We start from the raw sequence: 22,575 nt of genomic DNA on the forward strand, positions 1-22,575 counted from the left end.
AGGCCAGTGAAAACCGCAAGGTCACCAACGCTAGGTTCGACTCTCGCACAGGTCGAATTGGTGGCAAAGCGGTCAAAATTGAAATCAGCCTGACGCTAGTTGCGCGACAGCCGCTGGTGCCTGTATTCCAGCGCGATGGCGCCCCAGATCAGGCCGAGCAGCAGATAGACGTGGCGCCAGTGGTCGATGTCGATGAAGGTGCCGAGCCCGATATTGCCGATAAAGGCGACATAGGCGCACAGGAGATAGGGCTGCCACGGCCGGTCGCGCAGCAGGATGCGGAAGCCGGCTGCCATCGTCCATAAGACGAGCGCCAGGAACGACACGAAGCCGAGCCAGCCATAATCCATCAGCATCTTCAGCCAGATGTCGTGGGTGTCTTCACCGAAGATCGTGCCGAAGACCAGCGGGCCGATGCCGAACGGATGCTCCATCGCCATCTGGAAGCCGATGCCGTAGCGGGCGAAGCGGCCGAGGCGGGCGGTGTCGTAGCTCTGTTCGAGATGGGCGCGGTTGGAGAACATCTCCGACACGCCGGGCAGCTGCAGGATGACGATCATGGCGACGACCAGCAGCGCTAATGCTGCAATCGTCATCACCACCACGCGCAGCCGGAACTTGCCGCTGGCGCTCTGCAGGAACAGGCAGCCGGTGAGCAGGACGGCCGAAACGGCGAACATGCCCCAGGCACCGCGCGAGAAGGAAAAGAAGATGCCGGCGGTGATGATCAGCAGTGGTACCGCCAGCAGCGGCATGCGTGTCACCGGTCCGGTCAAAAGCAGATAGAGCAGATAGATGCCGGGCAGCACCAGGAAGGGGCCGAACACGTTCGGGTCCTGGAAGGCGCCGGCGGCGCGGTCGTATTTGGTGAACATCTCCGCGCCCGGAAAGGCATGGAAGTAGCCTGCAATGCCAAGCAGCGAGGTGGCCATGGCCGAAACCACATAGGCAATGAAGATCAATCGGTAGAGGCCCGGCTGTACGGCGGTGATCGATGCGAAGAACACCGCGCTGAAGGCGAGAAACAGCGACACGGCGAGGTAGAGCGGCGTGTTGGCAAGGTCCGCCATCTGCGTCATGGAGATCATGCCGCCGATGTTCATCGTCACGAGCAGCACCAGCAGCGGCGTGGCCGCGCGGGAAATCCTCAAGCCGAAAAGCGCCCAGATGGCGATCAGCCCGGCCATGTAGAGCTCATAGGGCGCCGGCTCGCTGATGACGAAGCCGGACAGCAGAATGCCGAGGAAGACCGCGCCCGAGGAAATCAGCGCGACCAGCTTGGCGTTGACCACCGCGCGCGGCAGATCATGGCTGATCGCGCTCAATAGGCGTTTTCCGTGTTCAAGAGCCGGAGCGGCGTCAGGAACAGGATCCGCAAATCGAACAGCAGCGACCAGTTCTCGATGTAGTAGAGGTCATACTCCGTCCGCATGCGGATCTTTTCGTTGGTGTCCATCTCGCCGCGCCAGCCATTGATCTGCGCCCAGCCGGTGACGCCGGGCTTGACCTTGTGGCGGGCGAAATAGCCGTCGACCACTTCGTTGTAGAGCAAATTATGCGACTGCGCGGCGATGGCGTGCGGACGCGGGCCGACCAGCGACAGCGAACCCAGCAGCGAGTTGAAGAACTGCGGCAGCTCGTCGATCGAGGTCTTGCGGATGAAGCGGCCGACACGGGTGACGCGCGGGTCGTTCTTGGTCACCGTCTGCTTGGCGGTCGGATCGGCCTTGTCCGTATACATCGAACGGAACTTGTAGACCTCGATGATCTCATTGTTGAAACCGTGCCGCTTCTGATGGAACAGCACCGGCCCCTTGCTGTCGAGCTTGATGGCGATGGCGGTCGCCAGCATCACCGGCGAGAACACGACGATGCCGATCAGGCTGAAGACGATGTCGAAGGCGCGCTTGGCGACCGAATCCCAGTCGTTGATCGGCTTGTCGAAGATGTCGAGCATCGGCACCGCGCCGATGTAGGAATAGGCGCGCGGGCGAAATTGCAGCGCGTTGGAATGCGCCGAAAGCCGGATGTCGACCGGCAGCACCCAAAGCTTCTTCAGCAGCTGCAGAACGCGCGATTCGGCGGTCAGCGGCAGCGATACGATCAGCATGTCGATACGGGCGATGCGGGCGAACTCGATCAGTTCCGAAATGGTGCCGAGCTTGGGGTAGCCGGCAACGATGGGCGGCGAGCGCTTGTCGCCGCGATCGTCGAAGATGCCGCAGATGCGGATATCGTTGTAGGGCTGCTTTTCGACCGAGCGGATCAGGATTTCCGCCGCCTTGCCGCCGCCGACGATGACGGCGCGCCGCTCCATGCGGCCATCGCGCGCCCAGGCCCGGATCAGCTTCGACATCACCAGCCTGAGGCCGAAGATGAGAACGAAGCCGACGACGAACCAACTGCCGAACAATAGGCGCGAATAGTCCTGCGACATCTTCATGACGAATGCCGTCAGCGCCATCAGGGCGAAAGTGCCGGCCCAGACGAGCAGCACGCGGCCGAAATTGGCGATGGGCCGCATCAGGGCGACGATCTGGTAGCAGTCGGTGACGTCGAGCAGCACCACGGCAAGGAACGAGCCCGCTGCGATCGTCACCGGATATTGCCAGGCGAGATAGTTGAAGAACCCGACATAGTGGAAATAGACGGCGAGTCCGGACAGGAACAGCAAGCCGAATTCGACCATGCGCAGGACACCGCTGACCATGATCGGCGACATCGTATCGCGCCTGTACTGCGAGGCGACCTGGCGGGCGACATCGTTCATGCCGCTTGGCGTGTCGCCGTCGGCCGGGCCGTCGAATTTACGCACCGCCTCTGCTGAAAAGCGGCGCGCGGGGTCGATCTCGTTCATGAGGGCTTTCCGCAAGCTTCCCCCCGGTCATAGCAAAAGAGAGCTAAGAAACCCTTGAAACAACGCACGGCTTTGGAACGGCTTGGTCCTGCGCCTACCTGTCGAGTGCGGCGAAATAGGCCTTCTCGATGTCGGCGGCCATCACATCGGCGCCGAAGCGTGCCTTGAGGTTGGCGCCATCGGGCATCAGGTCGCGATAGGCGGCCGGGTCGGCCAGCGCCTGGCTCATCCTGTCGGCGAGCTCGATCGCGTCAGGTCGGATCAGGGCAGGGGAACCGGTGTCGAATATCTCCGGAATGCCGCCGACCGCGGTTGCGATCATCGGTTTTCCCGCGGCAAGCGTTTCCAGGACGATATAGGGCATGGCTTCGGCGCGCGAGGGAACGATGATAAGCGCGGCAAGGGCAAAGGCCTCCCTGGCCGGCATCGGCGGTAGGAACCGGACATGGCGCTCGAGCCCGAGGCGTTTCACTTGCCCGTGGTAACGCGGAAGGTCGTCGCCATCGCCAACCATCACCGCGGTCAGCGCGCGGCCGAACCGTGGGCCGGCAAGGGCCAATGCGTCGAGGAAGATGTCCGGTCCCTTCAGGTCGCGCATCATGCCGATATAAAGCAGGTCGGCTGCGTCCGGCGCGGTGATCACCGGCTCGAATTCAGTGGCGCGCAGGCCGTTATAGACGAGGGTGTTGGGAATGGGCGGTTCGCCGACCTTGTGGCGATAGGTCCGCCGCTCATAGTCCGAGACAAACAGCAGAGAGTCGGTGAAGCGAGCCATGAAGCGCTCGAGCGCGAAGAACAGCTTTCCGATGACCGTGTTCTCGTCATAGTGGAGCGAGCCGCCATGCGGCGAATAAAGGCGGGCTACGCGAGACCTTGATACCCGCAACAATGAGCCGAACAGACGGGCATAGGCGCCACCCTTGGCGCCGTGCCCGTGCAGTACGTCCGGCCGCAATTCCTTGATGATCCTGTACGTGCGCCAAGCCGAGGCAAGGTCTCCGGGACCGACGTGGCGCTGCATCGGCGTGCGATGAATGCCGAGCGCCAGCATGTCCTTCATCTGCTCGAACAAATGTTCCTCGAACGCGCCGCCTGTCGTCGAATCGCAGACGATGCCAACGGAATGCCCGGCGGCGACCTGCGCCTCGGCCAGGTCGCGCACATGCCGGAAAATTCCTCCGACGGGTGAGCGAAAGCAATGGACGATCCTGAGCCTGTCCGCCACTTGATATCTGTCAGAACAGACGTTCGCGGACGTAGACCGTATCGCCGGGCAGCAGCGGGTCGGAGGTGACCACGCGGCCGGTCATCACCTTGCCGTTGATGTCGCGGGTGATGTCGACGCTTTCCTGGTTGGCGCGCGGCGTGAAGCCGCCGGCAATGGCGATCGCCTTCTGCACCGTCAGGCCGGGAACATAGGAATATTGGCCGGCGGCACCCACTTCGCCCATGACGAAGATCGGGCGGTAGCGGTCGATCTCGACCGAAACGTCGGGATCGCGCAGATAGCCTTGCCGCAATTTGTCGGCAATCTCCTTTTCCATTTGCTGCGCGGTGTGGCCGCGCGCTGGTACGGCGCCGACAAGCGGGAAGGAGAGATAGCCGGATTGATCGACGCTGTAGGTGTTGGTCAGCCCGTCCTGCTCGAACACGGTCACGCGGACGCGGTCGCCGGCGCCAAGACGGTAGGGCTGATCGAGCACCTCATGGAAGGCGGCCGGCGTCGGCCGGTAGCTGGAACAGCCAGCCAGCATCGATACGGCAAGCAGCGCGCGAAACAGGGAAGCAGTGCTTTTCATGGCCGGACAGGTACCTTCGACTGGTCGCTGCAACGTCGCAGCAACTCTAGGGATCGAGGTCCGTTATCATCCTGTTAGGGTTAATGGCCGGTAAAGGGAGCGGCCGACACGTGGCGCATCGGCAAGAGTTTTTGTGATTTTTGGCGGTTTTGTTTGTCACCCGCCAGTAAACCCTAACGGAAACTTACCGCGATCTTAACGGCTGAGTTACCATAGTTGTTTACGGTGCGTGCTGACCCAGTATCGGAGTAGGGATGCATGTCCGTTCAGTCCGCGGCCGCAGATGTCGATGTCGATCTCAGGCAGCTCTTCGCCAGCCTGGCGAGGAACTGGCTGCGTATAGTCCTCGTCGTCCTGTTGGCAACCGGGCTGGCCTTCGCTTTCGCCTCGCTGGCAACCCGGCACTACAAGGCCGAGACGCAGGTGGAGATCGCGCCGCGCGAATCCATCTACACGCGGCCGGCCAGCAACAACAACGACACCGACAAGCCTATTCTCGACGAACAGGGCGTCGCCACCCAGGTCCAGATCATTTCCTCCAACGAAATCCTCAAGCAGGTCTCGCAAAAGCTCGGTCTGGAAAAACTGCCCGAGTTCAATGAAGCGCTCGACATGTCGGCGCTGAGCCGCGCTCTGGTCCTGGTCGGCCTGAAAAGCGACCCGATGGAAATTCCGACGGAAGAGCGCGTGCTCAAGAAAATGCACGAGAAGCTCAACGTCTATGGCGTCGAGAAGACCCGCATCATTGCCATCGAGTTCTCATCGGAAGATCCCAAGCTCGCGGCCGCCACACCAGACGCGATCGCCGCCGCCTATATAGCGGGGCAAGGGGCGGCCAAGCTCGAATCGAACAGCGCCGCGGCGGACTTCCTGGCGCCGGAAATCGCCGACCTGCAGCGGCAGGTCAAGGATGCCGAGGCGAAGGTCGCCGCTTATCGCGCCCAGTCCGATCTTCTGATGGGTGGCAACAATTCGGTGCTGGCCACCCAGCAGCTTTCAGAACTGTCGAGCGAACTGTCGAAAGTGCGCGCCAACCGCGCCGCTGCGGAAGCGACCGCCGACGGTGTGCGCAGGGCGCTGCAGAATGGCGGTTCGCTGGATGCCGTGCCGGAGGTTCTGTCATCGGACCTGATCCAACGCTTGCGTGAGCGACAGGTCGAATTGCGCTCCAACATCGCCGATCTGTCGACGACACTGCTTGGCAATCATCCGCGCATTCGCGCGCTGAAATCGCAACTGTCCGATCTCGACGCGCAGATCCGCAGCGAGGCCCAGAAGATCATGAAAGGCCTGTTGATGCAGGCCGAGACCGCAAAGGCCCGCGAGAACCAGCTTGTCGCAGACGTCAACACGTTGAAGGCCGCTTCGGCGCAGGCCGGCGAACAGCAGGTCGATCTCGACGCACTGCAGCGCGACGCGACCGCCAAGCGACAGCAACTCGAGCTCTACCTGACCAACTACCGCGAAGCGGCATCGCGCCAGGATCGCAACTATCTGCCGGTCGACGCCCGGATCGCCTCGAAGGCTTCTGTTCCCTCCGAGGCCTATTTCCCGAAGGTCGGGCCGATCGTCGGCGCGGCTTTCGCCGCATCGCTGCTGATCATGGCCATCGTGACGCTTCTGCGGGAGCTGTTTTCAGGCCGCGCGATGCGGCCGGCGAGCGGTTCCCGTTTCGAACGGATCGATGAGGTCGCAATGCCCCGTGTGGCGCAGGCGCCGGTCGCCAAGCCATTTCTCCGCCAGGAGCCTGCCGTTTTGCAGGACCCCGTCGTTCGCCAGGAGCTGCCTGAACCTGCGGATGAAGCAGATGCGGAGCCCTATGCCGCCGCGATGCCGGCCATGGCCGAGGCGCCGGATGTGGTCGCAATGCCCGCAACTGCGGCGACAGAGCAAACGGCTGTCGAGCCCGAACCGGCGCGTTCCACCTTGGGCGAGATCGATATCGAGAAAGCTGCCGAAAAGCTGATCTCCAGCGGTGCGGCGCGCGCCATATTCGTCTCGCCGGAAGGCGACGAGGCGGCTGCATCCGCGATCCTGGTGGCGCGCGAGGTCGCCGACGCCGGGCTGCGCGTGCTGTTGCTGGACCTCACCGCGTCGGGGGCCGCCTCGCGGCCGATGCTGGACAGCGGCCTTTTCCCGGGCATCACCAACCTGCTCGCTTCGGAAGCGCAGTTCAGCGACGTCATCCACGCCGATCTCTACTCGGACTGTCACGTCATTCCCGTCGGAACCGCCGATCCGGTTCGTGCCATGCGTGCCGCCGACCGGCTGCCGATCATCATGCAGTCGCTGACGACAGCCTACGACCTGGTCGTGGTCGAGTGCGGACCGGCCGACGCGCAAGGCATCGGCCGCCTGACCGGCGATGCCACCGAGGTCTTTCTCTCCATGCTGGAGGCCGACGATGAGGTGACGCAGGCTGCGGTCAAGCTGATCGAGAACGGCTACCCCGACCTGACGCTGGTGACGCCGCTCGGCCACGAACCGCCCGGCAATCCGGTGCCGGGACGGCGCACTGCCGCTGCCTGAGGGAGCCGCGGATCGCTTGGCGGAACCGTTCTGCGGTTCGCCCGATCTATCCCAGTTCAAGCGTCGTTACGCCGAACACCCTTTGCAGGTCCAGTTCCGGGGCAGGACCTTTGTACATGCGCGTGGTGGTGAAGGTCGGCGCAAAGCCGGCCGCATCGAGCGCAGTTATGAAGCCGGTGTTATCGGCGGGGACGTCGATGTGCAGCTCGCCGCCCTCACAGGCACCGGCCAGTCCCTCCAGGAGTTGCAAAGCGGTTTCCATGTCGTCGGCAAACAGCGGGCCGATCTTGAAGCCGGATCGACAGCGGCGCGCCACACCAAAGCCGGTGACGCCGCGCGAACCGATCGCCGCCAGTCCATGATGCGGTTCCTGCAGCCATCCCTGCAGGAAGGCCCATCGTGACGCCGGAAAACAATGGGAGTCATAGGCGACGATGTCGGACAGGAGCTGCTTTGTAATCATCCGCAGCCCATCGTCCCTGACCGCCGGGCCTGCCTTGCGCCCGGTGAAGCGGATGGTCTCGTAGGCCGGTGCGAAGCCCTTGCGCCGGTAATTGGCCTGCTGCTCGGCGACGCCGTCAAGGCCGACGGTCCGGCCAACGAGCCTTTTCATGCCGGCGTCCCACACCGTCTTGCCGTAGCCCATGCCGCGCATGTCAGGCCGGGAGATGTAGAGGCCGATGAAACCGAATTCGCTTCCATAGGCCACGGCCGAAATTGCCGCAGCCATGTCGTCGCCGACAAAGGCGCCGATGAAGCCTTCGGGGTCCGCCGCCTGGAGCATCGCCGGGTCTTCAAGACCTGGGTTCCAGCCTTCCGCGGCCGCCCAGTCGACGAGAAGCCCCAGTTCCTGCAGGGACAGTGTGCGGATGATCGGCTTCATGGCGTCAGCTATCTTCTTCCGAGGGCGCTGCCTGACCGGCGGCTTTGCGGCGCAGCACCTTGGTCAGCTTCCAGATCATCGGGCTGTTCTTGACGAAGGCTTTCAGCCGCGCGCCTTGCCGAAGCGTCAGCGCCAGCATGCGGCCCTTCACGGTCAACGGGACCAGCACTTCGAAATGCCGCGTTTCGATATCGCACCACAGCCGCTTGTAAGGCTCATCTCCGACCGAAAAGTCATAGACCTCGAAACCAGTCTCGCAGGCTTCCTGGATGTTGTCGAAGAACAGGAAGTCGCCGGGGCTGGCGTGCCCGAGATCGTCCTCGGCGATCGCTCCGAATTCGCAGATCAGGCGTTTGCCCGAGCGGCTTGAACCGGTGATGGCGCGCAGCTTGCCGGCAACCGCGAGTCCGTGCAGCACGAACGAAGGCTTGTCCTCGGCAAGCGCCTGCATGAACAGCGCGCGGAAGAAGCCGCGTACCTGCGCGTCGCCAAAAACATTGGCGATGCCCATCTTGCGGAAGCGGAGCTCCTTCATCTCGAAGAAGGCGTCGAGCAGCGTGTCCACCTCGTCGGGGGTGCGGGCCTCAATGCGCCGATAGCTGCCTACGGCCTCGAATTTCCGGATCTGCGACCGGTGCTTCTTGCGTTTGCGTTTGCCGCTGGCGCGGGAAAGCAGCGCATCGAAGCCGCCGGCGAGATCGACGGCTAGCGACAGATTGGGGCTGGAAAAATGGTCGAGCGATGCGAGCGGATTGGCGACGCCGTCGAGATCGGGCAGCAACCGCTCGAGCGCGACCAGATCGATGTCCGGGCGTGCCTTGGCGATGGCCGCCAGTACCGATCGGAGGGCCGGTATATCCGCCTTGGCCAGCCAGTTCGGGTCCGCGGCGACGAAGTTGCCGTTGGCGTGGCGCCCACCCATGAAGCGGGCGATCCGGAACAGCCCCTTGGAGGCAACCTCCAGCGCCAGCGAAAAAACCGGTTTGCCCTCGACACTCAGCGTCGCGACAAGCAGGTCCGGTCGTGTCTCGGCCGCCCAATTCTGGACCCAGGCAGCACTCTGCGCCGGCCCAAACAAAGCCGAGCGGCAGAACTCGGCATAGGCCGCGAGTCCGTCCGTGGACGCCACTGAAATCGACAGGTCGGCATGGTCCCGTGGCAAGGCCCGCGACGATGCCTCGGTCGCCGCAAGCCGATTGCCGTCAAATGACGCAGTTGCGTCAACCATACCTCAATCCTTAGGGCGTATTGATCGCGATTTGGGGGTTCGCATAGGCGCATTCCGTGCTTGGATCAGCCTAGGCGCAAAAGGTGAATGAATGATCGACGGCGGGGAGGCAATCCGGAAACTGGCGCTGAACGTCGCCCGCTATACCGGCCTTGCACCGCTGGCCAAGCCGTTCATCGGCGGCATTGGCGCCATCCTGATGCTGCACCGTGTTACCGCGACGCCGGAAAAGCCGGACAGCGTCAACCGGCATCTGAATATCGCGCCCGGCTTCCTTGACGCCATGATCGCCGACATGAAGGCGCATGGCTATGCCTTCGTCTCCATGGACGAAGCGGTGGAGTGCATCAAGGTGGGCGGCAAAGGCGGTCAGTTTGCCACGATCACCGCCGACGATGCCTATCGCGACAACATGGTCGAGGCGCTGCCGGTGCTCGAGAAGCACGGCGCGCCGATCACCATCTATGTCGCGCCCGGGCTGATCAACGGCACAGCCGACCTGTGGTGGGACGTTGTCGAGGACATCGTCAACGCGCGCGATACCCTCACTCTGACGCGGCCGAACGGTCCCCTGACGATCGATTGCTCGACCCCCGCGAAGAAATTGCAGGCCAATGCACGCCTGCACGCCTATCTCACCTCGGAAGTCCGCGAGGAGGACCTGCAGGCCGTGTTGCGTGACCTGGCTCGCGCAAACGGCATCGACGCCGACGGCCCACGCTTGCGCACATTGATGAGCTGGGATGAAATCCGTCGCATCGCCGCGCATCCGCTGGTGACGATCGGCGCCCATACGATCAACCACAGCAACCTGAAGCGGCTCTCCGAAGCCGATGCCCGGCACGAGGTTGGCGCCGTGCGCGCCATGTTGCAGGCCGAACTGGGCGAAATGCCCCGCCATTTCGCTTATCCCTATGGCTATGCCAGCGCCGTCGGCTGCCGCGAAGTGGGCTTTGCCCGCGACGCCGGCTATACCTCCGCCGTGACGACGCGCCACGGCGTGCTGCGCGCCGAGCATGCCGGGTTCCTGCACGCCTTGCCGCGCATCTCCGTCAACGGCCGCTACCAGAGCCTCGCCCACATCCGCACCATGCTGTCGGGCGTGACGACGCCGCTCGCCAACGCCGGCAAGATGGTCGTCACCATCTGACGCTGGCGTTTTCGCCTAGCGCTTGGCTCTCGGCTCCAGCATCAGCCACTTGATGATGCCCATCGCCGGCAGCACCCAGAGCAGGCCGCTGAGCAAGAAAAAAAGGAAATGCACCCACGGACCCGACTCCGACAGCCGGGCGACCGCGAAGATCGATGCGACCAGCGCATAGACGATGACCAGCGCCACCAGCAGAAACATTCCGATCAGCTTTTTCAGACGCAGGGGCATGGTTGGTCTCCTGATCGAGCATGCCGGAATTTGCACAGGCGGCTTGGCAGGCTCAAGGGGTATTGGCCTCGCATATGCCTTGAGGCGAGACTGTGCAACCGGTGAGACGCGGCGCGACGGCGTGCCGCGCCGTATGGTCTTGCCAGCACGGGTGCGATGGTCCACCAATCCGCCAAATCAACCTGCCGGGACAAGATCATGGCTGCCATATCAGCTGCCGCGCCATACGTCGCCCGCGACCGCGACCTGCATAACCGGGCGCTGCTGCGCGGCTGGCTCTATGTGGTGCTTCTGGTGCTGTTTGCGCTGGTGCTGGTCGGCGGCGCCACCAGGCTCACCGATTCCGGCCTGTCGATTACGCAGTGGAAGCCGATCCATGGCGTGATCCCGCCGCTCAACGACGCCGAGTGGCAAGAGGAATTCCAGCTCTATCAGCAGATCCCGCAATATGCCGAGCTCAACAAGGGCATGAGCATCGAGGCCTTCAAGTCGATCTTCTGGTGGGAATGGGCGCACCGCATCCTGGCGCGCAGCGTCGGTCTGGTCTTTGCGTTGCCGCTGCTGGTTTTCTGGGCGACGCGCCGCATCGAGCGCGGCCTGGGCCCGAAACTCGTGGGCATTCTCCTGCTTGGCGGCCTGCAGGGCGCCATCGGCTGGTGGATGGTGGCTTCAGGACTGGTCGACCGTGTGTCCGTGAGCCAGTACCGGCTGGCGACCCACCTGACGCTTGCCGCGCTGATCTTCACCGCCACCATGGTGGTCGCGCGAGGGTTGGCGCCGCATTCCGAGCCTGCCGCCGATAGGTCGACGCAGAGGCTGGCCGGCTTCATCGTGCTGCTGGCGCTGATCCAGATCTATCTCGGCGGCCTGGTCGCCGGGCTCGACGCCGGCCTCAGCTACAACACCTGGCCGCTGATGGATGGCAAGATCATCCCGGGCGATCTGCTGATCCTCGAGCCGGCATGGCGCAACTTCTTCGAGAGCCCGAAGACGGTGCAGTTCGTCCATCGGCTTGGCGCTTACACGGTATTCGTCGTGGCGTTGTGGCACATGATCGCCACGCGCCGGCGGCTGCCTGAAACAACGCATGCGCGCCGCGCGACGCTGCTGTTCTTGGCTGTGCTGGTGCAGGCCTCGATCGGCATCGGCACGCTGCTGATGCATGTGCCGCTGCATATGGCGCTGACCCATCAGGGATTTGCGCTCATCGTCCTGGGGTTTGCAGCCGCCCATTGGCGCGGCACCAAGGGCGCCTATCCCTTGCCGCACGAAATCGCACGCAGGGCCTGACCTCGAACCGATCGGCCAACTACATCCAGAATTCGTTTGTAGATGTCGTCTTCTCGCCATCGAATTCCGCCTGCCGCAACGCCGCGGCGGACGGCGCGGACTGGTCCTGAGCGGCTTTGGCTACCTTGTCGGCGGCCTTGAGCGCATCGAGCCTGGCCTGGGCCACGGCGATATCCTGCTGCACCTGGGCAGCCTTTACCTGATCCGTGATCGCCTTGGCCTGGTCTTCCAGGTCCTGGATCTGCTTTTCGAGCGCGGCCTCCTGGGCTGCATTGCTCGAGGAACTCGACGAGGAATACTGGGCTGCCTGGGAGGAACCCGAAATCGCGCTGACCATGACAAATCCCGAAGTGGAGCCGAGGCCAGTCAGTAGCCCATCGCTGTGAACAAGCGATTACCGCGCCGCAGCCCGCGATCAGAAGCTTGCCCGCACCGCCCGGATCGCCTCGGCGATCGACAATTCGCGGCTCTCCTCGACCTCATTGTCGTCCTCATGATGCCAGGCAGCCGACAGGCAACCATAGGCGATGGCATGATCAAGGACGGCTGGTGGCGTCTGGCCCAGTGTTTTGGCGAAGATCTCGGCCATATGCGCGATCCGCTCCGGATCGAGGCAAAGCTCGTCCCGGTCGAGCGGGTTGTAGAACATGTTCGCGGCGTCGAAGCCGGGGTCGCCGAGAACGCCCTTCGGATCGATCGCCAGCCAGCCGCGCGGCCCGTGCAGGATGTTTTCGTGATGCAGGTCGCCGTGCAGGGGCCTGATATCGTGCGGATTGGCCAGCAGTCGATCGGCGATGATGGCGGCCTCGACATAGAGGCTGTCATGGCCCGAATCGCGGTCGATTGTCGCCTTCTTGAACAGGCTTGAAAACCGTTCCCGGAGCGGCTGAAGCTCGGGCGGGAAGGGGTCTTTCCCCTGTGAAAATAGTTTCGCCATCACCTCGGCCGCGATTTCGGTGGCGGCGTTGTCGCCCTGTTGGTCGAGCACCTGCTCCAACAAGGTCTCACCGGCATATTCGAGCAGCATGCTGTGGCCGTCGCGGCCGAGCAGGCGCACCGCGCCTTCGCCGCGTCGCCAGGCGAGATAATGCTCGCCGCGCAACTCGTCGGCGACGTCGTCGAAAGGCTTGAGCGCCTTGACGATCGCCGGCGAGCCGTCTGCGCGCAAAACCTGATGCGGCTCGAAAAGGTCTCGGCAATGAGTTCGGGTGCGCTGACTTTCCAGCGCGCCGGAAAGGCGGGCGTGTCCATCAGAGGCCGAGCATCAGATCCATGTTCTGCACGGCGGCGCCCGAGGCACCCTTGCCGAGATTGTCGTAGACCGCCAGCAGCAGGGCCTGCGCCCGTTTGTCATTGGCGAAGACATAGACCTTCATCCGGTTGGTGCCGTTGTAGACCTCGGGATCGATCTCCGGCATGCGCTCCGAATGCGCATAGGGCGCCACCTCGACCACGCCGCCCTTGATAGCGGCGAAATGGTCGGCAATCGCCGCATGCAGTTCCGCACCGGTCGGCACATGGTCGAGGCCGCCAAGCTGCAACGGCACGACGGTGATCATGCCTTGCGCGAAATTGCCGACCGCCGGCTGCATGATCGGATCATGCGACAGCCTGGCATAGGCCCTCAATTCCGGCACGTGCTTGTGCTGAAGGGTGAGGCCGTAGGGCAGGAATTCCGAGGCGTCCTCGCCCTTGGCGACATAGTCCTCAATCATCGGCCGTCCGCCGCCCGAATAGCCCGAAATGCCGTTGACGGTGATCGGGAAATCCGCCGGCAGCAGGCCTGATGTGACCAGCGGCCGCAGCGTGGCGATCGGTCCCTGCGGCCAGCAGCCTGGATTGGCGACGCGTTTTGCCGAGGCGATCGCCTTTGCCTGGTCCTTGTCCATCTCGGCGAAACCATACGCCCAGCCTTCCGCCACGCGATGCGCGGTCGACGCATCGATGACTTTGGTGGTGTCGTTGGCGATCAGCGAGACGCTTTCCTTCGCCGCGTCGTCGGGCAGGCACAGGATCGCGACATCGGCGGCGTTGAGGAACTCGGCGCGTGCCGCCGTTTCCTTGCGGCGTTCGGTCGGGATGGAAATGATCTCCAGATCACTGCGCTCGGTAAGCAGCGCCCTGATCTGCAGGCCTGTGGTGCCGTGTTCGCCGTCGATGAAGATTTTCGGTTTCATGGGTTGATCAAATTCCTTGGTATTTCAACACTATATGCCCTGACCTTGAATCACTGCGGCACCATTGTGGTTGCCGTTGTTCAACTCTTCAAGCCGGGCCTTTCGCTCAGCCAGCAGGCCGAGATATTGCATGGCCACCATCGAGCCGGCGATCGCCGTTATATCGGCGTGATCATAGGCCGGCGCAACCTCTACGACATCGGCGCCGACAATATCGATCTGGTTGAGCTGGCGCAGCGTTGACAGGATTTTCGCCGAGGACGGTCCGCCGGCGACCGGCGTGCCGGTTCCCGGCGCATAGGCCGGATCGAGGCAGTCGATGTCGAAGGTGAGATAGGTCTTCTTGCCGCCGGTGCGGTCAACGATGGCGTAGGCGATATCGGACGCCCGCATCTCCTCGATTTCATGGCCATGGAGGATCTTGATGCCGAACGTGTCGGGCGCATGAGTTCGGATGCCGATCTGGATCGAGCGGTCGGGATCGATGATGCCTTCCTTGACGGCACGGCCTACGAAGGATCCGTGATCGATGCGCTTGCCGTCGTCCGGCCAGGTGTCCTGATGGGCGTCGAACTGCACCAAGGCGAGCGGACCATGGATGGCGGCATGCGCCTTGAGCAGCGGCCAGGTGACGAAATGATCGCCGCCGAGCGTCAGCAGGAAGGCGCCCGACTTCAGGATCTTGGCCGCTTCACGTTCGATCGTGCCGGGTGTCTTCTGATGATTGCCCGAATCGAGCAGGCAATCGCCATAGTCGACGACCGCCAGATGCTCGAACAGATCGCGTGAAAACGGATATTGCGGGTCGTTGTCGAGGATCGCCGAGGCACGGCGGATGGCCTGCGGCCCGAAGCGGGCGCCCGGCCGGTTGGTGACGGCGGCATCGAAGGGAATACCCCATACCACAGCATCCGCGCCCTTCACGTCCTTGGTGTATTTGCGCCGCATGAACGACAGCGCGCCGGAATAGGTCGGCTCGAACGCGGCGCCCGTTTTGGAACGGGCGGTGAAGGCGTTGTCGATGTTGTTGTTCGCCATTACGGATCCTCGTTTTTCATCGGGTTGCAACAACTACAGAACCGGCACGGAAGATGCCAGTCACAGCTTGGCGAGACGGAATGGCGCTGCCCGAGTGCCACGGCAAGACAGGATTGTATCATCATGACGCAGACCGCGTTTCTCAACCCCACCCGTGCCGCGGCGTCGACCCACACCGGCACGGTCGCCGGTGAACGCTTCCTGGTGCTCGATTCGTGGCGTGGCATCTGCGCGCTTCTGGTGGCGCTGTTTCACTTTCCGACCGCTTCGACGATTTCGCAAAGCGCCTTCATCGGTTCGTCCTACCTGTTCGTCGATTTCTTCTTCGTCCTTTCCGGCTTCGTCATCGCCAGCAGCTACGGCGATCGGCTGAACCAGCCGGAACAGGTCGCGCGCTTCGCCCTGGTCCGTTTCGGCCGCATCTACCCGCTGCACCTGCTCATGCTTGCCGCCTTTGCCGGCTTCGAGCTGCTGCGGCTGATGCTGCCGCAACTGCATGGAACCGGGGCTGCTCCCTTCACCGGCGGCTTCGATCTCAAGAGTTTGCTTGCCAATCTTCTCCTGCTCCAGGGTGTCGGCTTCGAGGATCAGCTGACCTGGAATGCGCCGAGCTGGAGCATTTCGGCCGAGTTCTTCGCCTATCTCTTGTTTGCCGGCGTGGTCTTCGTCGCCGGCGCGCGCGCCTGGATATGGTTCGTTGCCGCCGCCGTCACCGCACCGCTGTTCCTGCTCGGCTTCTCGACCCATCATATGGATGTGTCCTTCGATTTCGGCTTCATCCGCTGCCTGTATGGCTTCTCGCTCGGCGCCTTGCTGGCCTGGTTTCAGCATGATTCCATTGCAGGGGCGCGACAGGTCCTCGCCAGGAGTGGCCCGCGGATGGCCTGGACCCTTGCCGAGATCGTCATGGTGGCGGTCATCGTGCTTTTCGTCTCGCTGGCGGGCGACAATGATTTTGGCATCGCGGCCCCCCTGGTGTTCGCGCTGGCGCTGTTTCTGTTCGCCCATGAAGGCGGCTGGATCAGCGCCTTGCTGAGAGCCCCGTTCATGCTGACCCTCGGCGCGCTGTCCTACTCGATCTACATGGTCCACGTCTTCGTTCAGGCGCGCATGATCAACGTCGCCGGGCTCGTCGAGCGCAAGCTCGGCCTCGGCCTGATCGGCGACTTCACGCTGCGCGGCCAGCCTGCCACCGGCTTCGGTGCCGGCTGGATGGGAGCGGTGGCAATCGCCGTCATGCTCGCCGCCACCATTGCCGCCTCCTGGATCACTTGGCGCCTCATTGAGATGCCGGCCATGGCGTGGTTCCGCAGGCTCTCAAAACGCATCTGACGCGCACTCCCCGCGAACAACCGCTAGCCGGCTTCGTTCACCTGGATGTCACGAGGGTCGCCTATCCCGATTTCGATCCGGCAAGGAGCGATTCTCGATGCGGACCATCTGGCTGAGCCTTCTGTTTTCCTCGGCACTTGCGGCCTTTTCTGGCCAGTCATTGGCCGGCGAGACCCGCGCCAGGCAGATTCTTGACCGCTTCGAGCACGCCAACCAGTGGCGCGACCACGTCATGGTGGTCGCGCATCGCGCCGGCAGCATGCAGGCGGGCAAGACGCTCTACGCGGAAAATTCGATTGCCGCCGTGGAGGGGGCGATCGCGATGGGCGCAGAAATCGTCGAGGTCGATATCAGGCGCTCGAAGGACGGTGAGTTCGTCGTCATGCATGACAGCTGGCTCGACCGCACCACGACCTGCAAGGGCGAGGTGGTCAAATACACACTGGCCGAACTGAAGACCTGCAGGCTGGTGATCGAGGGCACCGGCGCCGTCACCAATGAGACGGTTTCGACGCTGCGCGAGATGCTCATGGCAACCAGGGACAGGATCCTCATCAACCTCGACAACAAGCTCGACGTCGGCGACCTCTCGGGCATGATCGCGGTGGCTCGCGATCTCGGCTTGGCCGAGCAGGTCATCGTCAAGGAGAATTTGTGGAACCAGGCCAGGATCACCACGGTTAAGGCCGCCATGGCCGCTATCGGCGGCGGCTTCCAGTTCATGCCGATCATCGCCGATGATGCGGTGCGTGATGCCGGCTTCGCCCGGACGGTCGACCATGCCTTTTCGCCGCGCGCGATCGAGCTCATCAACTGGCGGGCAGGCGCCGACACGCTGACCGAAGCCGGCGGGCCGCTGTTCAGCACGCGCATGCGCGCGGCCGCGGTCAGGGGCAACTGGCACATCTGGGCCGACACCTACGCCATCGCCAACAAACCGGGCGGCTTCCTGGCGGGCGGCCGCGGTGACGAACTGGCCATACAGGCCAGCCTGCCGCGCGAAGCCTGGGGTTTCTGGGCCGATCGCGGCGCCACCATCATCCAGACCGACGAGCCGAAGGCGGCCATCGGCTGGCTGGCGGCGAATGGTTTTCGCGTGCCCTATGCGGACGAGGCGCGGCCCGTTGAGCCGGCGAATACGGCCAGTATCAATTAGCAATCCGATGCTGGCGCAGTCACCCCACCTTGGGAACGCCGGCGCCATCACCCCACCCGGCGCTGCGCGCCGACCTCCCCATCGAGGGGAGGTAGGAGGTCGCGGCTATTTTCGATCCGCCGGGGGCCTGCACGACCAGGTAGTAGTCTGGATGTAAAGCGCGGCGCCCCACCTCCCCTTGATGGGGAGGTCGGCGCGAAGCGGGCGGGGTTACTGCCGAGCCCTAAAAAGGCCGTCCGAAGACGGCCTTAGCTTCCATAGCTGCATGCAGGTCCTGCGCCTCAAGCCGCCGTCGCCATCCCATCCAACTCTCCCAGCACATCATCTGAAAGTACCAGTTCGGCAGCCGCGAGGTTCTCCCTGAGATGCCCGACCGACGATGTACCGGGGATCAACAGGATGTTGGGCGCGCGGCGCAGCAGCCAGGCGAGCGCAACCTGCATTGGCGTGGCGCCGAGGCGCGTTGCGACGTCCGACAGGGTGGAGGATTGCAGCGGGTTGAAGCCGCCGAGCGGGAAGAACGGCACATAGGCAATGCCGTCGCGGGCAAGATCGTCGATCAGGGCGTCGTCGCCGCGATGCGCAAGATTGTACTGGTTCTGCACGCAGACGATCTCGGCGATCCCGCGTCCTTGCGCGATCTGGGCCGGCGTCACGTTGCTCAATCCTATGTGCCTGACCAGGCCCTGTTGTTGAAGCTCGGCCAGCACGGTGAGCGGCGCTTCGATCGATCCCTCGGCTGGACCATGGGTATCGAACATGATGCGTAGGTTGACGACGTCGAGCACATCGAGCCCGAGATTGCTGAGATTGTCATGCACCGCCTGGGTCAGCGCTTCGGCAGAAAAGGCCGGCAACCACGATCCATCCGCGCCGCGCCGGGCGCCGGTCTTGGTGACGATGACGAGATCGTCAGGGTAGGGCGCCAGCGCTTCGCGGATCAAAAGGTTGGTGACGTGCGGGCCATAGAAGTCGCTGGTGTCGATATGGTCGATCCCCTGCGCAATCGCCTCGCGCAGCACGGCCAATGCCGCGTCATGGTCCCTAGGCGGTCCGAAAACGCCGGGACCGGCGAGCTGCATGGCGCCGTAGCCGAGCCGCTTCACGGTATGACTGCCGAGCTTAAAGGTGCCGGATTGTTGGATGTTGGACATGATTGATCTCCTTTGAGGAGGCAGAGATAGGCGCTGCCCAACCTCGTGATAATCCGGTACAATCCACACAGGCCGTGCGGAATGGCGAACAATGATGGACCTCAGCGATCTGAACGCCTTCGTGGCGGTGGCGCGCGCCGGCGGTTTTCGCGATGGCGCGCGTGCGAGCGGCGGCAGCGCCTCCGGGTTGAGTGAGGCGGTGCGTCGCCTGGAAGTGCAGCTTGGCGTCAGGTTGTTCAATCGCACGACGCGCAGCGTTGTTCCCACCGAGGCGGGCCTCAGCCTGCTGGAGCGGCTCGGCCCGGCGCTGTCGGAGGTGGAGGCGGCGCTGGACGTGGTGAACGGCTTTCGCGACAGGCCGGCGGGCTCGCTGCGTCTCAATGTGCCGGTCAGCGCCGCGCGGTTGATCTTGCCCGATATCGTGCCGGGTTTCCTCGCCGCCTATCCCGGCATCCGGCTGGAGGTGATCGCCGATGAGAACTTCGTCGATGTGCTGGCGGCCGGGTGCGACGCCGGCATCCGCTATGACGAGCGGCTGGAGCAGGACATGATCGCGGTGCCGATCGGACCGCGCGTGCAGCGCTTCGCCACCGCCGCCAGCCCTGCCTATCTTGCTCGCCATGGGCGACCGCAACACCCGAGCGATCTGCTTGGCCACTCTTGCGTGCGCGGGCGCTTTGCCAGCGGTGCGATGCTGCCCTGGGAGTTCGAGCGCGACGGTGAGGTGGTGCGGGTCGATCCGACAGGGCCGCTGATCGTGCGCATCGGCGGCGCGACCGATCTTGCCGTCGATACGGCCATCGCGGGCACAGGCATCATCGGCCTCTTCGAGGGCTGGCTTCGCCCTTACTTCGAAAGCGGCGCGCTTGAGCCCATTCTCGAACCGTGGTGGCCGAGTTTTCCCGGACCGTTCCTCTATTATCCCGGCCGGCGCCTGGTTCCGGCCCCGCTGCGGGCGTTCATCGACTATATCAAGGGCGGCAAGGCCTGACCTGTTTTGTGACGGCGCCATCACCCCACCGGCACTACGCGCCGACCTGCCCGTCGAGGGGAGGTCGCGCCGCAGGCGCGGATGGGGTGACTGCCGAGCCGCAAACAAAAAGGCCGCCCGGAGGCGGCCTTTCGATGGTCTGAAGCTGCGGAGCGTTTAGCGCTTCGAGAACTGGAACGAACGACGGGCCTTCGCCTTGCCGTACTTCTTGCGCTCGACGACGCGGCTGTCGCGGGTCAGGAAGCCGCCCTTCTTGAGCACGGCGCGCAGCGTCGGCTCGTAGTAGGTCAGCGCCTTGGAGATACCGTGACGCACGGCGCCAGCCTGGCCGGAGAGACCGCCGCCGACAACTGTCGCGACGATGTCGTACTGCCCGGCGCGGTTGGAGGCGATGATCGGCTGGTTGAGGATCATCTGCAGGACCGGACGCGCGAAATAGGTCGCGAATTCCTTGTCGTTGACGATGATCTTGCCGGAACCCGGCTTCACCCAGACGCGCGCAATGGCGTTCTTGCGCTTGCCGGTGGCATAGGCGCGGCCCGACTTGTCGAGCTTCTGGACGTGGACGGGGGCCGCCGGCTGGGTATTGGTGTTGCCGGTGGCGGCGCCCAGTTCTGCGAGCGAGGAAAGCTCAGCCATCTTATGCGACCTTCTTGTTCTTGGCGTTCAGCTTGGCCACGTCGAGCACGACGGGCTGCTGGGCGACATGCGGATGCTCGGCACCTGCATAGACGCGCAGGTTCTTCATCTGGCGACGGCCGAGCGGGCCACGCGGGACCATGCGCTCAACGGCCTTCTCGACGACACGCTCGGGGAAACGACCCTCGAGCAGCTGGCGCGCGGTGCGCTCCTTGATGCCGCCTGGGTGGCCGGTGTGCCAGTAATAGACCTTGTCGGTGAACTTCTTGCCGGTGAACACCACCTTGTCGGCATTGATGACGATGACGTTGTCGCCGTCGTCGACATGCGGGGTGAAGGTCGGCTTGTGCTTGCCGCGAAGATGATTGGCGATGACGGTGGCCAGACGACCGACGACGAGACCTTCGGCGTCGATCAGGATCCACTTCTTCACCACATCCGCAGGCTTCTGCGAAAAGGTTGTCATGTTTTCTGCTCTCGGTTCTGACCTTCACGAGGGAAGGCGTTTCTTGTTGCTTGGATTGTCGGAAGGACGCTGCCCGCCGCCAATAACAAAACGGCGGCCTTTGCGGGCCGCTGCTTCGTGATGGGCTTATAGGCGAGGGTGTTTGTGGCGTCAAGGTGCACGAAACGGTGGATAGCAGGTAAAGTACTGCAAAAACAATAGTTTAGTTAAAAGGTATTATTTTACCACATCGCCATTTCGCTTTGGCGGGATCGAATAGGTGCCGGTGGCGTGCGCCACAGTGTGCCGGTCCGGGCCGGCGACGATGTCGATGTCGAACACCATCAGGCTCTTTCCGAGCTTCAGGATGCGGCAATGGCCATCGATCGGTCCGGCCTCGGCCTTGCGCACGAAATTGATGTCGAGGTTGACGGTAACGGAAAGCGCATCCGGCCCGGCATGGCTGAGCACGCAGACGTAGCCGCCAATGTCGGCCAGCGTGAACAGCGAAGGGCCGGATACGGTGCCGCCCGGACGCAAGTGCCGCTCGCCGGCGTTGAGCCGCACGGTGCAGCCGCCGGGGAACACGTCGATCGCCTCGAAATATTTGAACTGCTCATTGAGCTGCGGATAGACGGTCTCCAGCAGCGCATTGACTTGTTGCGCGGTCAGCACCGGCTTCAAATTGGTTTGGGCGGGCATGTCGGTCTCTCGTTTTTGGCCTACCTGTATGGGCGCGGCGCGGCATTTCTGACAATCTTCGTCCCCTGGTGCAAGCGATCGGTGTTGGACGAAACCTGATCCGGTATTAGATACTCTGGCAGCCCCAGCGGAATCGCGGAGACCTTATCCATGGCCGAAATCCTTGCCATCAAGCCTGCCGCCGTTGAGGGTCCGGTTGTTGCACGACTGGACAAGGGCGTGCTGCGCCTCACACTCGCCAATCCGCCCGCCAACGCCCTGTCGCTGGCGGTGATGGCGGCGCTGACGGCCGAACTCGAGCGCGCCAAGGCCGATAAGGCGGCTCGCGTGATCGTTTTGTCGGCATCCGGCAAGGTGTTCTGCGCCGGCCATGATCTCAAGGAAATGACGGCGCGCCGCACTGACGCCGATCATGGCAAGGCCTTCTTCGCGGAGACGTTTGCCGCTTGTGCGACGCTGATGCAGGCCATCGTGCGCCATCCCTTGCCTGTCATCGCCGAAGTCGACGGCCTGGCCACCGCCGCCGGGCTGCAGCTGGTCGCCAGCTGCGACCTGGCGATCGCTTCGCATGAGGCGACTTTCTGCACGCCGGGCGTCAACATCGGCCTGTTCTGCTCGACGCCGATGGTGGCGCTGTCGCGCAATGTCTCGCGCAAGCATGCGATGGAGATGCTGCTGACCGGCGAGACGATCGATGCGGCGACCGCCAAGGAATTCGGCCTGGTCAACCGTGTCGTGCCGCGCGAATATCTGAATCAGATTGTCACCAAATACGCGCAAACCATTGCTTCCAAATCATCTTTGGTTGTCAAGACCGGCAAGGAGGCTTTTTACGCGCAGGCCGAAATGGGGCTGGCGGACGCCTATGCCTATACGGGCCGGATCATGGTTGAGAACATGCTGGCACGCGACGCGGAGGAGGGCATCGGTGCCTTCATCGGCAAGCGCAAGCCGGAATGGAAGGACGAGTAAGG

At 63.4% G+C, this 22,575-nt stretch carries 21 protein-coding genes and 1 pseudogene; 7 read left to right on the plus strand and 15 right to left on the minus strand.

Going from position 1 to position 22,575, the window contains the following annotated elements:
• Positions 1–95 precede the first annotated feature (95 nt).
• The 4 genes from X735_RS156595 to X735_RS156580 all read right to left on the minus strand — a co-directional run bounded on the left by X735_RS156595 (position 96) and on the right by X735_RS156580 (position 4,656).
• Positions 96–1,325 carry an O-antigen ligase family protein gene (locus X735_RS156595; RefSeq protein ID WP_023810255.1) on the minus strand — a complete coding sequence of 410 codons (1,230 nt, stop codon included), beginning with the start codon at positions 1,323–1,325 and terminating at the stop codon, positions 96–98.
• Complete coding sequence (locus tag X735_RS156590) at positions 1,322–2,857, minus strand: undecaprenyl-phosphate glucose phosphotransferase (RefSeq protein WP_023810256.1); 1,536 nt, start codon at positions 2,855–2,857, stop codon at positions 1,322–1,324. Before X735_RS156590 ends, X735_RS156595 begins: the two co-directional genes overlap by 4 nt.
• Positions 2,858–2,951: 94 nt before the next feature.
• Positions 2,952–4,082, minus strand: coding sequence for a glycosyltransferase (locus X735_RS156585; protein WP_023810257.1), 1,131 nt, complete (start codon positions 4,080–4,082; stop codon positions 2,952–2,954).
• A 10-nt stretch (positions 4,083–4,092) separates the two neighbouring features.
• A complete protein-coding gene (locus X735_RS156580; protein ID WP_023810258.1) occupies positions 4,093–4,656 on the minus strand; it encodes a polysaccharide biosynthesis/export family protein in 564 nt (187 codons plus the stop codon).
• 258 nt (positions 4,657–4,914) lie between these two features.
• Between X735_RS156580 and X735_RS156575 the strand changes: the two genes are divergently transcribed.
• Positions 4,915–7,185 carry an exopolysaccharide transport family protein gene (locus X735_RS156575; protein WP_023810259.1) on the plus strand — a complete coding sequence of 757 codons (2,271 nt, stop codon included), beginning with the start codon at positions 4,915–4,917 and terminating at the stop codon, positions 7,183–7,185.
• Positions 7,186–7,231: 46 nt separating this feature from the next.
• Here the strand turns inward: X735_RS156575 and X735_RS156570 are convergent, their stop codons facing one another.
• Both X735_RS156570 and X735_RS156565 read right to left on the minus strand, forming a co-directional pair.
• Positions 7,232–8,068, minus strand: a complete 837-nt coding sequence (locus X735_RS156570) for a GNAT family N-acetyltransferase (RefSeq protein ID WP_023810260.1) — start codon at positions 8,066–8,068, stop codon at positions 7,232–7,234.
• 4 nt (positions 8,069–8,072) lie between these two features.
• The gene (locus X735_RS156565) at positions 8,073–9,296 is read right to left on the minus strand and encodes a GNAT family N-acetyltransferase (protein ID WP_023810261.1); all 1,224 of its coding nucleotides are present in this window, start codon (positions 9,294–9,296) and stop codon (positions 8,073–8,075) included.
• A 91-nt stretch (positions 9,297–9,387) separates the two neighbouring features.
• On the opposite strand from X735_RS156565, the gene X735_RS156560 reads away from it, so the two are divergent.
• Positions 9,388–10,446, plus strand: coding sequence for a polysaccharide deacetylase family protein (locus X735_RS156560; RefSeq protein ID WP_023810262.1), 1,059 nt, complete (start codon positions 9,388–9,390; stop codon positions 10,444–10,446).
• Between the two features lie 15 nt (positions 10,447–10,461).
• On the opposite strand, the gene X735_RS156555 is transcribed toward X735_RS156560, so the two are convergent.
• Positions 10,462–10,677, minus strand: a complete 216-nt coding sequence (locus tag X735_RS156555) for a DUF2842 domain-containing protein (RefSeq protein ID WP_023810263.1) — start codon at positions 10,675–10,677, stop codon at positions 10,462–10,464.
• A gap of 198 nt (positions 10,678–10,875) precedes the next feature.
• On the opposite strand from X735_RS156555, the gene X735_RS156550 reads away from it, so the two are divergent.
• Positions 10,876–11,967 (plus strand): COX15/CtaA family protein, encoded by a 1,092-nt coding sequence (locus tag X735_RS156550; protein WP_023810264.1) that lies wholly within the window; start codon positions 10,876–10,878, stop codon positions 11,965–11,967.
• Between the two features lie 19 nt (positions 11,968–11,986).
• Here X735_RS156550 and X735_RS20910 read toward each other — a convergent pair whose 3' ends face one another.
• The 4 genes and pseudogenes from X735_RS20910 to speB all read right to left on the minus strand — a co-directional run bounded on the left by X735_RS20910 (position 11,987) and on the right by speB (position 15,182).
• Positions 11,987–12,304 (minus strand): hypothetical protein, encoded by a 318-nt coding sequence (locus X735_RS20910; protein WP_023810265.1) that lies wholly within the window; start codon positions 12,302–12,304, stop codon positions 11,987–11,989.
• Between the two features lie 78 nt (positions 12,305–12,382).
• Positions 12,383–13,221: pseudogene (locus X735_RS01000000165695) on the minus strand (aminoglycoside phosphotransferase family protein).
• Positions 13,218–14,144, minus strand: coding sequence for an N-acetyl-gamma-glutamyl-phosphate reductase (argC, locus tag X735_RS156545; RefSeq protein ID WP_023810266.1), 927 nt, complete (start codon positions 14,142–14,144; stop codon positions 13,218–13,220). The pseudogene X735_RS01000000165695 and the gene argC overlap by 4 nt, the downstream one beginning before the upstream one ends.
• Positions 14,145–14,174: 30 nt before the next feature.
• Positions 14,175–15,182: an agmatinase gene (gene speB / locus X735_RS156540; RefSeq protein WP_023810267.1), complete on the minus strand. Its 1,008-nt coding sequence runs from the start codon at positions 15,180–15,182 to the stop codon at positions 14,175–14,177.
• Positions 15,183–15,305: 123 nt separating this feature from the next.
• Here speB and X735_RS156535 point away from each other — a divergent pair, with 123 nt between their 5' ends.
• Complete coding sequence (locus X735_RS156535) at positions 15,306–16,514, plus strand: acyltransferase (protein WP_023810268.1); 1,209 nt, start codon at positions 15,306–15,308, stop codon at positions 16,512–16,514.
• Between the two features lie 97 nt (positions 16,515–16,611).
• On the plus strand, positions 16,612–17,670 hold the full coding sequence (locus X735_RS156530; RefSeq protein WP_023810269.1) for a glycerophosphodiester phosphodiesterase family protein: 1,059 nt from the start codon (positions 16,612–16,614) through the stop codon (positions 17,668–17,670).
• Between the two features lie 281 nt (positions 17,671–17,951).
• Here the strand turns inward: X735_RS156530 and X735_RS156525 are convergent, their stop codons facing one another.
• Positions 17,952–18,824, minus strand: coding sequence for an aldo/keto reductase family oxidoreductase (locus X735_RS156525; protein ID WP_023810270.1), 873 nt, complete (start codon positions 18,822–18,824; stop codon positions 17,952–17,954).
• Positions 18,825–18,915: 91 nt separating this feature from the next.
• Between X735_RS156525 and X735_RS156520 the strand changes: the two genes are divergently transcribed.
• The gene (locus X735_RS156520; protein WP_023810271.1) at positions 18,916–19,815 is read left to right on the plus strand and encodes a LysR family transcriptional regulator; all 900 of its coding nucleotides are present in this window, start codon (positions 18,916–18,918) and stop codon (positions 19,813–19,815) included.
• Positions 19,816–19,971: 156 nt separating this feature from the next.
• On the opposite strand, the gene rpsI is transcribed toward X735_RS156520, so the two are convergent.
• The 3 genes from rpsI to X735_RS156505 form a co-directional block, all read right to left on the minus strand.
• Positions 19,972–20,454 carry a 30S ribosomal protein S9 gene (gene rpsI, locus X735_RS156515; RefSeq protein ID WP_023810272.1) on the minus strand — a complete coding sequence of 161 codons (483 nt, stop codon included), beginning with the start codon at positions 20,452–20,454 and terminating at the stop codon, positions 19,972–19,974.
• Between the two features lies 1 nt (position 20,455).
• Positions 20,456–20,920, minus strand: a complete 465-nt coding sequence (rplM, locus tag X735_RS156510) for a 50S ribosomal protein L13 (protein ID WP_013532205.1) — start codon at positions 20,918–20,920, stop codon at positions 20,456–20,458.
• A gap of 216 nt (positions 20,921–21,136) precedes the next feature.
• On the minus strand, positions 21,137–21,601 hold the full coding sequence (locus X735_RS156505; protein ID WP_023810273.1) for a PaaI family thioesterase: 465 nt from the start codon (positions 21,599–21,601) through the stop codon (positions 21,137–21,139).
• A 150-nt stretch (positions 21,602–21,751) separates the two neighbouring features.
• On the opposite strand from X735_RS156505, the gene X735_RS156500 reads away from it, so the two are divergent.
• Entirely contained in the window at positions 21,752–22,573 is an 822-nt protein-coding gene (locus X735_RS156500) for an enoyl-CoA hydratase (RefSeq protein ID WP_023810275.1), read from the plus strand.
• The last annotated feature ends 2 nt before the right edge of the window (positions 22,574–22,575 follow it).

The sequence above is a fragment of the Mesorhizobium sp. L2C084A000 genome (assembly GCF_000502875.1).
Classification (GTDB): Bacteria; Pseudomonadota; Alphaproteobacteria; order Rhizobiales; family Rhizobiaceae; genus Mesorhizobium.

Coding starts and splice junctions, on each gene's coding strand:
- X735_RS156500 (WP_023810275.1), top strand. CDS start 21,752: ATGGCCGAAATCCTTGCCATCAAGCCTGCCGCCGTTGAGGGTCCGGTT.
- X735_RS156505 (WP_023810273.1), bottom strand. CDS start 21,601: ATGCCCGCCCAAACCAATTTGAAGCCGGTGCTGACCGCGCAACAAGTC.
- X735_RS156570 (WP_023810260.1), bottom strand. CDS start 8,068: ATGAAGCCGATCATCCGCACACTGTCCCTGCAGGAACTGGGGCTTCTC.
- rpsI (WP_023810272.1), bottom strand. CDS start 20,454: ATGGCTGAGCTTTCCTCGCTCGCAGAACTGGGCGCCGCCACCGGCAAC.
- X735_RS156565 (WP_023810261.1), bottom strand. CDS start 9,296: ATGGTTGACGCAACTGCGTCATTTGACGGCAATCGGCTTGCGGCGACC.
- argC (WP_023810266.1), bottom strand. CDS start 14,144: ATGAAACCGAAAATCTTCATCGACGGCGAACACGGCACCACAGGCCTG.
- X735_RS156555 (WP_023810263.1), bottom strand. CDS start 10,677: ATGCCCCTGCGTCTGAAAAAGCTGATCGGAATGTTTCTGCTGGTGGCG.
- rplM (WP_013532205.1), bottom strand. CDS start 20,920: ATGACAACCTTTTCGCAGAAGCCTGCGGATGTGGTGAAGAAGTGGATC.
- X735_RS156550 (WP_023810264.1), top strand. CDS start 10,876: ATGGCTGCCATATCAGCTGCCGCGCCATACGTCGCCCGCGACCGCGAC.
- speB (WP_023810267.1), bottom strand. CDS start 15,182: ATGGCGAACAACAACATCGACAACGCCTTCACCGCCCGTTCCAAAACG.
- X735_RS156575 (WP_023810259.1), top strand. CDS start 4,915: ATGTCCGTTCAGTCCGCGGCCGCAGATGTCGATGTCGATCTCAGGCAG.
- X735_RS156590 (WP_023810256.1), bottom strand. CDS start 2,857: ATGAACGAGATCGACCCCGCGCGCCGCTTTTCAGCAGAGGCGGTGCGT.
- X735_RS156530 (WP_023810269.1), top strand. CDS start 16,612: ATGCGGACCATCTGGCTGAGCCTTCTGTTTTCCTCGGCACTTGCGGCC.
- X735_RS156580 (WP_023810258.1), bottom strand. CDS start 4,656: ATGAAAAGCACTGCTTCCCTGTTTCGCGCGCTGCTTGCCGTATCGATG.
- X735_RS156535 (WP_023810268.1), top strand. CDS start 15,306: ATGACGCAGACCGCGTTTCTCAACCCCACCCGTGCCGCGGCGTCGACC.
- X735_RS156525 (WP_023810270.1), bottom strand. CDS start 18,824: ATGTCCAACATCCAACAATCCGGCACCTTTAAGCTCGGCAGTCATACC.
- X735_RS20910 (WP_023810265.1), bottom strand. CDS start 12,304: ATGGTCAGCGCGATTTCGGGTTCCTCCCAGGCAGCCCAGTATTCCTCG.
- X735_RS156560 (WP_023810262.1), top strand. CDS start 9,388: ATGATCGACGGCGGGGAGGCAATCCGGAAACTGGCGCTGAACGTCGCC.
- X735_RS156520 (WP_023810271.1), top strand. CDS start 18,916: ATGATGGACCTCAGCGATCTGAACGCCTTCGTGGCGGTGGCGCGCGCC.